Origin of the sequence: Vibrio sp. OPT46 (assembly GCF_015163535.1) — a bacterium.
GTDB lineage: Bacteria > Pseudomonadota > Gammaproteobacteria > Enterobacterales > Vibrionaceae > Vibrio > Vibrio alginolyticus.
Genome location: NZ_JADDYG010000530.1, coordinates 53,068 through 59,915 on the forward strand (window position 1 = coordinate 53,068; position 6,848 = coordinate 59,915).

6 protein-coding genes are annotated in these 6,848 nt (G+C 43.3%); 5 read left to right on the forward strand and 1 reads right to left on the reverse strand.

Annotated features, from left to right (window positions below):
* The first annotated feature begins 171 nt into the window (after positions 1-171).
* The 5 genes from IQR33_RS21705 to IQR33_RS21725 all read left to right on the forward strand — a co-directional run bounded on the left by IQR33_RS21705 (position 172) and on the right by IQR33_RS21725 (position 5,889).
* Complete coding sequence (locus IQR33_RS21705) at positions 172-1,092, forward strand: HDOD domain-containing protein (protein ID WP_025766846.1); 921 nt, start codon at positions 172-174, stop codon at positions 1,090-1,092.
* 146 nt (positions 1,093-1,238) lie between these two features.
* Positions 1,239-2,144: a lysine exporter LysO family protein gene (locus IQR33_RS21710; RefSeq protein ID WP_033905125.1), complete on the forward strand. Its 906-nt coding sequence runs from the start codon at positions 1,239-1,241 to the stop codon at positions 2,142-2,144.
* A 208-nt stretch (positions 2,145-2,352) separates the two neighbouring features.
* Complete coding sequence (locus tag IQR33_RS21715) at positions 2,353-2,865, forward strand: hypothetical protein (protein WP_017634875.1); 513 nt, start codon at positions 2,353-2,355, stop codon at positions 2,863-2,865.
* A gap of 211 nt (positions 2,866-3,076) precedes the next feature.
* The gene (gene panP, locus IQR33_RS21720; protein WP_025766849.1) at positions 3,077-4,723 is read left to right on the forward strand and encodes a pyridoxal-dependent aspartate 1-decarboxylase PanP; all 1,647 of its coding nucleotides are present in this window, start codon (positions 3,077-3,079) and stop codon (positions 4,721-4,723) included.
* A gap of 311 nt (positions 4,724-5,034) precedes the next feature.
* Positions 5,035-5,889: a MurR/RpiR family transcriptional regulator gene (locus IQR33_RS21725; RefSeq protein ID WP_005378021.1), complete on the forward strand. Its 855-nt coding sequence runs from the start codon at positions 5,035-5,037 to the stop codon at positions 5,887-5,889.
* A gap of 76 nt (positions 5,890-5,965) precedes the next feature.
* On the opposite strand, the gene IQR33_RS21730 is transcribed toward IQR33_RS21725, so the two are convergent.
* Positions 5,966-6,848 (reverse strand): iron-containing alcohol dehydrogenase (locus tag IQR33_RS21730; RefSeq protein WP_228014057.1); only part of this gene is annotated, 883 nt, incomplete at its 5' end.

The window sequence follows — 6,848 nt, forward strand, 5'->3', positions numbered from 1 at the left end:
TTAGTTTCACACTTATTGTTTGTGTGGTGATATTTTTTTGACGCATAGCATGCCTAAAACACGCCATCATTATGATCTCGCTGGCAATTACGGGCACATAATACGCATTTAATTGATAAAGAATACGCTGTAAGGGTACACTGTACGAAAGATCTCAAGTACAGCGTCACAATGGAACATTTATCATTTTTTTGGCTGCCAAATAATAAAGATAAGCTTATAAACGCACTGGAATCCGAGTTTGCTCAGCTGGTAGAACAGTCCATCTCCACGGGTAAGATTTCGTTACCTCCTATTCCTGATGTCGTGCTTAAAATTCAGCAGTTATGTGTCGAAGAACACACCACGATTGCCGATGTTGCTAACTGTTTATTGGAAGATCCCGGATTAGCAGCGGTCGTTTTACGAGTCGCTAACTCTGTGATTTTCAATCGCAGAAATATCACCTGCAACGACTTAACTACAGCGGTATCTCGTCTCGGAATACTTCGTGTACGTGATATTGTTACCGCACAAGCGATTGAGCAACTTAAACACTCAGTTAATCTCACTAAAGAATGCAATGCCATCTTGGTGAAGAGTGCCGCGATATCTCGTGAGCTCGGTGCCGTCATGGTGATGTTGGTTCAATCGTTTCGTAGCCACGAGCCAGGCACTTATGGTCATCTAGAGCAAGAAAAGGCGTTATTGGTCGGTCTATTAGCCGATATAGGGTTATTTTGCCTAATTAATGAGTACCACTTGTACTTAGATAGGGGCAATTACTTAGACCCAGATATTGCATTGCAAATCTTCCAAACACGTTGTTCTGCCACAAGTAAACTAGTGCTAGAGCGTTGGGGATTTGACAACGACTTCAGAGAAGTATCCTCAAACGAAAAATACGAATTAACGCGACCAGAAGTGAGTTATCTCGACATCGCTAGAATTGCGCATCATTTATTGATGTTCCGCAATCACGATGAACGCATTGACGAACATGAAGTTGAATTCAACTTAACTGGTGCAGAAGTCTTGTATGAACTTAGTAACATGAGTGATACTGACTTCAATGATCAAATCCGTGCTGTACTCAATGCTAGCGGTTTGTAATTTATCGCTTTCTGATAATACCTTATCCGTGATAAAACGATTCGCTCAAGGCTGAGCTGTGTGTGGTGAAATATCTCTAATTTCAACCGATAGATAATTTGATTTATGCGTGTTGATGTTATCTCAAAAAGGAATCATTGAGCTTTATGTTTTCGGGGATGCTATTTATTTTCGCTCCGCTTGTGGTGGGGTATCTAATTCCTATATCTCGATCTTCGTTATTGGAGAAGATCAATCAGTCAACGTCCTACCTTATTTACGTCATTTTGTCGTTGATGGGTCTTAGTTTGGCGGCGCTCGATAATTTAAGCAGCAACTTACAAAGTATTCTCCTCTATGCGAGTACGTTTTTTTTGTGTCTAAGTGCCTGCAACCTGTTGGCTCTGCCTATTATTGATAAAATTGTTCCACTCCAGACCAATCAGAATCAAAAGAAACTACCGTTATCTTCGATGGCTTTAGAGTCTGTTAAGCTTATCGTGGTCGTTGGCGGAGGGTTAGTGGTTGGCCTGCTGTTACCCATTGATTTGAGTTGGGTAGATACAGCAAGCGAATGGATACTCTTTCTACTTCTATTTTTTATTGGTATTCAGCTGCGCAATAGTGGACTTACTCTGCGTCAAATCCTATTAAATAAACAAGGAATGGCCATTGCGGCTGTTGTCATCGCAACATGTATGCTTGGTGGCGTTCTTGCAGCGGTGCTTTTGGATCTTCCTCTTTATCAAGCACTCGCAATGGCTTCAGGTTTTGGCTGGTATTCACTCGCAGGTATTTTAATGGGTGACGCTTTTGGTCCGGTATTTGGTGGCGCGTCGTTCTTGATTGAATTGATGAGAGAGTTAGTCGCACTGGTTGCCATTCCTCTCTTTATTCGTAGCTATCCGTGCACCGCAATTGGTTATGCCGGTGCAACAGCAATGGACTTCACCCTACCCGTTATTCAAACTACCGGTGGTGTGCGTTGTGTTCCTGTTGCTATCGTTAGCGGCTTTATTTTGAGTTTATTGGTACCAGTTATGATGCTTTTCTTTGTATCACTTGCTAGCTAGATCTCAGGTTTTCGCTTTAACATCCATTACAATACGGCAAAAATTTAAATACCCAGTTAACGTCAAAGTGGTCAATATTTTTTGGCAAGACCCCTCTTTCTTTTCGTCATTCAGCCCAACGATTTGTCACGACCAAATAGAAAGAAGGGAGAAACATCAACTGATGTGCATTGCGTTAATAAAGGGATAACAACCAGAAGGAAGAAGAATGAAACGCTTTGTCGTTGCAGCGCTCCTCGCTACAAGCTCAACTTTTACGCTTGCCGCAGATCAACAATGTCTTGCTAGCAAATACGATGGCTACGTCGATGCCTCACTACAGTGGTATCAAGATCTTGTTGATTTGACGGTTACCCAATATCCAGATCTGAAAGAAGTTAGTCAATGGTTCTTGGATGGACGTAAACATCACTTTGAATTAAACCGCGAAGCGGTTCACTACTTTCTAGAGAACGACCCTAGCCGCGTTGCGACGGAACAGCCAATCGAAGCATGGTTAAAACTAGAGCAACATGACGTTAAGCAGTTAGCGACCCGAAGCGATAAGTTAGGTGAAGTTGCAAAACAGACATTTAGCGACCGTCAATCAACTAACCACCCAAAAAACTACGAGCTTCGTTCAGCATTCGCTGATCTGCTTAGTCACCCCCAACAAATTGATACCGCACTTAATAAGTACAATCAGTCAATAGAAAAGATTGAAAAGCAGAAATGTGACTAAGATTGCTCGCATTAGTCGTTGATTAGCATTCGAAAACACTAGAATGTTTTAACGTACTCAATCTAGAATTTTTTAATGTGAATATCGTAACCTTCACCTAAAATTTTCATTTCTACAACTTGGGTTTCAACAATTAAAACGGGACTTTGCGCCCGTTTTAGTTTAGATTGTGCCGCTCGCATTACCAAAATAACTACAAAGATTCTTTGCTATGGTTAAGGAACAAAAAACCGCTGATGTTAGCTTTGAGAGCTTGCTAAAGATCTTCACTGTCCCAGAAGGTCCGGACTCAACGTTAACTAAAATTGACGAGAGCCTCTCGCGAAATCTAAATCAATTTCTTCGTGAACACATCGTGGCAGAAGAAAAGCCTTTACGCGAAATCGAAAAAGACTTTTCTTCTGCTCAGATTCCTGAGCAGCCAGAGTTCGTGTCAGATCATACAGAGCACTTACTCGACACTTTGGTGTCGCACTCAGTTCACACATCTTCACCAAGCTTCATTGGTCATATGACATCGGCACTGCCTTATTTCTTGATGCCACTGTCAAAGATCATGATCGCCTTAAACCAAAACCTGGTAAAAATAGAGACTTCCAAAGCCTTTACGCCACTTGAGCGTCAAGTTTTGGGTATGCTGCATCGCTTGATATATGGTCAGAATGATACGTTTTACAATCAGTGGATGCACAGTGCAAACCACTCATTAGGCGCATTTTGTTCCGGCGGCACCATTGCCAATATCACTGCGCTTTGGGTAGCACGTAACAAAGCGTTAAGAGCCAATGGCTCATTTAAAGGCGTTGAAAAGGAAGGCCTTTTTAAAGCCATGAAGCACTATGGCTATGATGGCTTAGCGGTGCTAGTGTCTGAGCGTGGTCACTACTCCCTTAAGAAAGCAGCCGATGTATTAGGGCTAGGCCAAGAGGGCTTGGTTGCGGTTAAAACCGATGCCAACAACCGTATTATTGTCAACGACCTGAAAGCGAAAATTGTTGAGCTCGAAAAACAAAACATCAAGCCTATTGCTGTTATTGGTGTGGCTGGCACAACAGAGACAGGTAATGTTGATCCATTGCCTGAAATCGCTGAAGTCTGCCAAGCTCACAGCTGTCACTTCCATGTGGATGCCGCATGGGGTGGCGCAACACTGATGTCTAACCATCACCGTCATCTTCTTAAAGGTGTGGAAATGGCAGACTCAGTAACTATTGATGCACACAAGCAGCTCTATATCCCGATGGGCGCTGGTATGGTTCTGTTCAAAGACCCTGACGCAATGAAATCCATAGAGCATCACGCTCAATATATATTGCGCAAAGGTTCAAAAGACCTAGGCAGCCATACACTAGAAGGCTCACGTTCGGGCATGGCGATGTTGGTCTACGCCGCAATGCACATCATAAGTCGCCCAGGTTACGAGCTTCTGATTGACCAAAGCATTGAAAAAGCTCGATACTTTGCGGATTTAATCAAACAGCAAGATGATTTCGAGTTAGTTTCTGAACCAGAGCTTTGTCTGCTCACATACCGTTATTTGCCGCCATTCATCCGTGAAGCATTAGCACAAGCAGAAGGCTCACAAAAAGAACAACTGAATGAGCTGATCAATGAGTTAACACAGTTTATTCAAAAGCGTCAGCGCGAAACGGGCAAATCGTTCGTTTCACGTACAAGACTGAACCCAGACCAATGGCAACGCATGAATACGATAGTGTTTCGAGTGGTTTTGGCAAATCCACTGACCACAAAAGAAATTTTGAGCTCAGTGCTTGATGAACAACGCGAAATCGCCAAGCAAGCACCAAATTTGATGAAAAGAATTCAACAGCTGGTTGTTGATATTCAATCGTCTTAACAGCCAGATCGAGTTACATCAATTTGAAATTTTTTTTCGTTTTGATGTAACTCAAACATCATTATCGTGCGACTAGCGCAACAAAACTTCGTTTACACATCCAATTCTGTAGTTTTTACAACATTTTGTTTGAGGCCTGTCAAATTCTCACTAAATAGTACCCGTTATTGGTTTAGACTGATTGAAGATCAGGTTTATACTGATTCTATGGCGCTGGTTGTTTTCGTTAACGCCCCACTCTACTCCGGAATCTTCGTGTTTCCTTTCGTTAGCAGAGCCAGCGAGTTGTTCTCTATACCCTCGTGAACACTATGAATACATTAGAAAAAATTCAAAAAAACCTGGAGAATTTCAGTAAGTCAGAGCGCAAAGTTGCGGAAGTAATTATGGCGTCTCCACAAACTGCAATTCATTCAAGCATTGCAACGCTGGCTAAAATGGCCGACGTTAGTGAGCCCACTGTAAACCGCTTCTGTCGTCGTCTGGACACCAAGGGCTTTCCAGATTTTAAGCTTCACTTGGCACAGAGCCTAGCCAACGGCACCCCTTACGTTAACCGTAATGTGGAAGAAGACGATGGCCCAGACGCGTACACCCATAAGATTTTCGAATCGACGATGGCGTGTTTAGATGTCGCGAAAAATAGCCTAGATCCAATGCAAGTGAACCGTGCGGTCGATTTGCTAACGCAAGCGAAGCGCATTTCATTCTTTGGCCTTGGTGCATCATCTTCTGTTGCCCGAGACGCACAAAACAAGTTTATTCGCTTTAATATTCCAATTACTTGTTTTGAAGATATTGTTATGCAGCGCATGAGTTGTATCAACTGCAGTGATAATGATGTTGTGGTTCTTATTTCTCATACCGGTCGAACAAAGAGTCAGGTAGAAATAGCGAACCTTGCTCGTGAAAATGGCGCAACGGTTATTGCGATTACAGCGAAGGATTCTCCTCTAGAAAAGGCAAGCTCGCTGGCCATCACGCTCGATATTCCAGAAGATACCGACGTTTACATGCCAATGGCAAGCCGAGTTGTACAAATGACAGTGATTGATGTGCTAGCAACTGGCTTCACTCTTCGCCGTGGTACAGGTTTCCGTGAGAACCTAAAACGCGTAAAAGATGCGTTGAAAGACAGTCGCTATGACAAACTAAGCCAGTACTAAGCACTAAAGCTTAGTCAATACTTTATCTAGGGGAGCTCAAGGCTCCCCTTTTGTTTTAATGCTGCTAAGGGAGCAATCACCCTAAGTCGTTGACACTCGATAAGTCCGTTCTTGATTCCAGTACTTCAACAGAACTGACATGTTGTGCACTCTCTGCTACACACTCTCCACTACAATCACAGACTTGCTGCAATATGTGTATCAAACGTTCCTGATTAAGAGGTAAAGGATTCCCTTTGATTGCCATTGATTTAAGCGCATCATTCGCCACTTGCTCAAAAGAGGTTTGGCATACTCCAAATTGAGCCAGTAGCGGTAACGCTAACTTATCTAGCACCATATTTACCCAAAGAATTCCATCGTGTTCGTTAGCATTTACTCGCTCAGTGACTAATTGGGCCAGCTTACGATAACGACTTATCACATCATTCCTACCCGCGAGTTTAGCAGCGTTAATGTTCTCCTGCATCACGTGCGGAGCTAGGCGAGCCGTAATAACGCTATGGGGGGCGTCTAACTTGCCTCCTAACGCCGATGCTAACCCATGAGCAGCACCTAATTTGGCATTAGTAATCGCCATACCACCAAGCAATGCAGCGAACGATAAATCAGAGCGCGCCTTATGATTATCTTGCTTACAAGCGGCAATCACTGAACGGCTTAAACGGCGTAGCCCCTCTTCGCAGACCATATCAGTAAGAGGGTTTGGCTCACCACACACATACGCTTCCATTAAATGAGTGAACGCATCCATTGCGCCACGTCCAGATGTGTATTGGTCGGTCCCGTAAGTAAGTGTCGGGTCTACAATGGCAACGTCTGCGAGCATATCAGGGCTTCGAAGACTCACTTTCACTTTATCTTGTCCAGATTTCAGCACAGCATTTCTGGTCACTTCTGAACCGGTGCTTGCTGTCGTAGGAATTGCAATAAAATGAAGAGGCTTTGCTTTTAAAGGG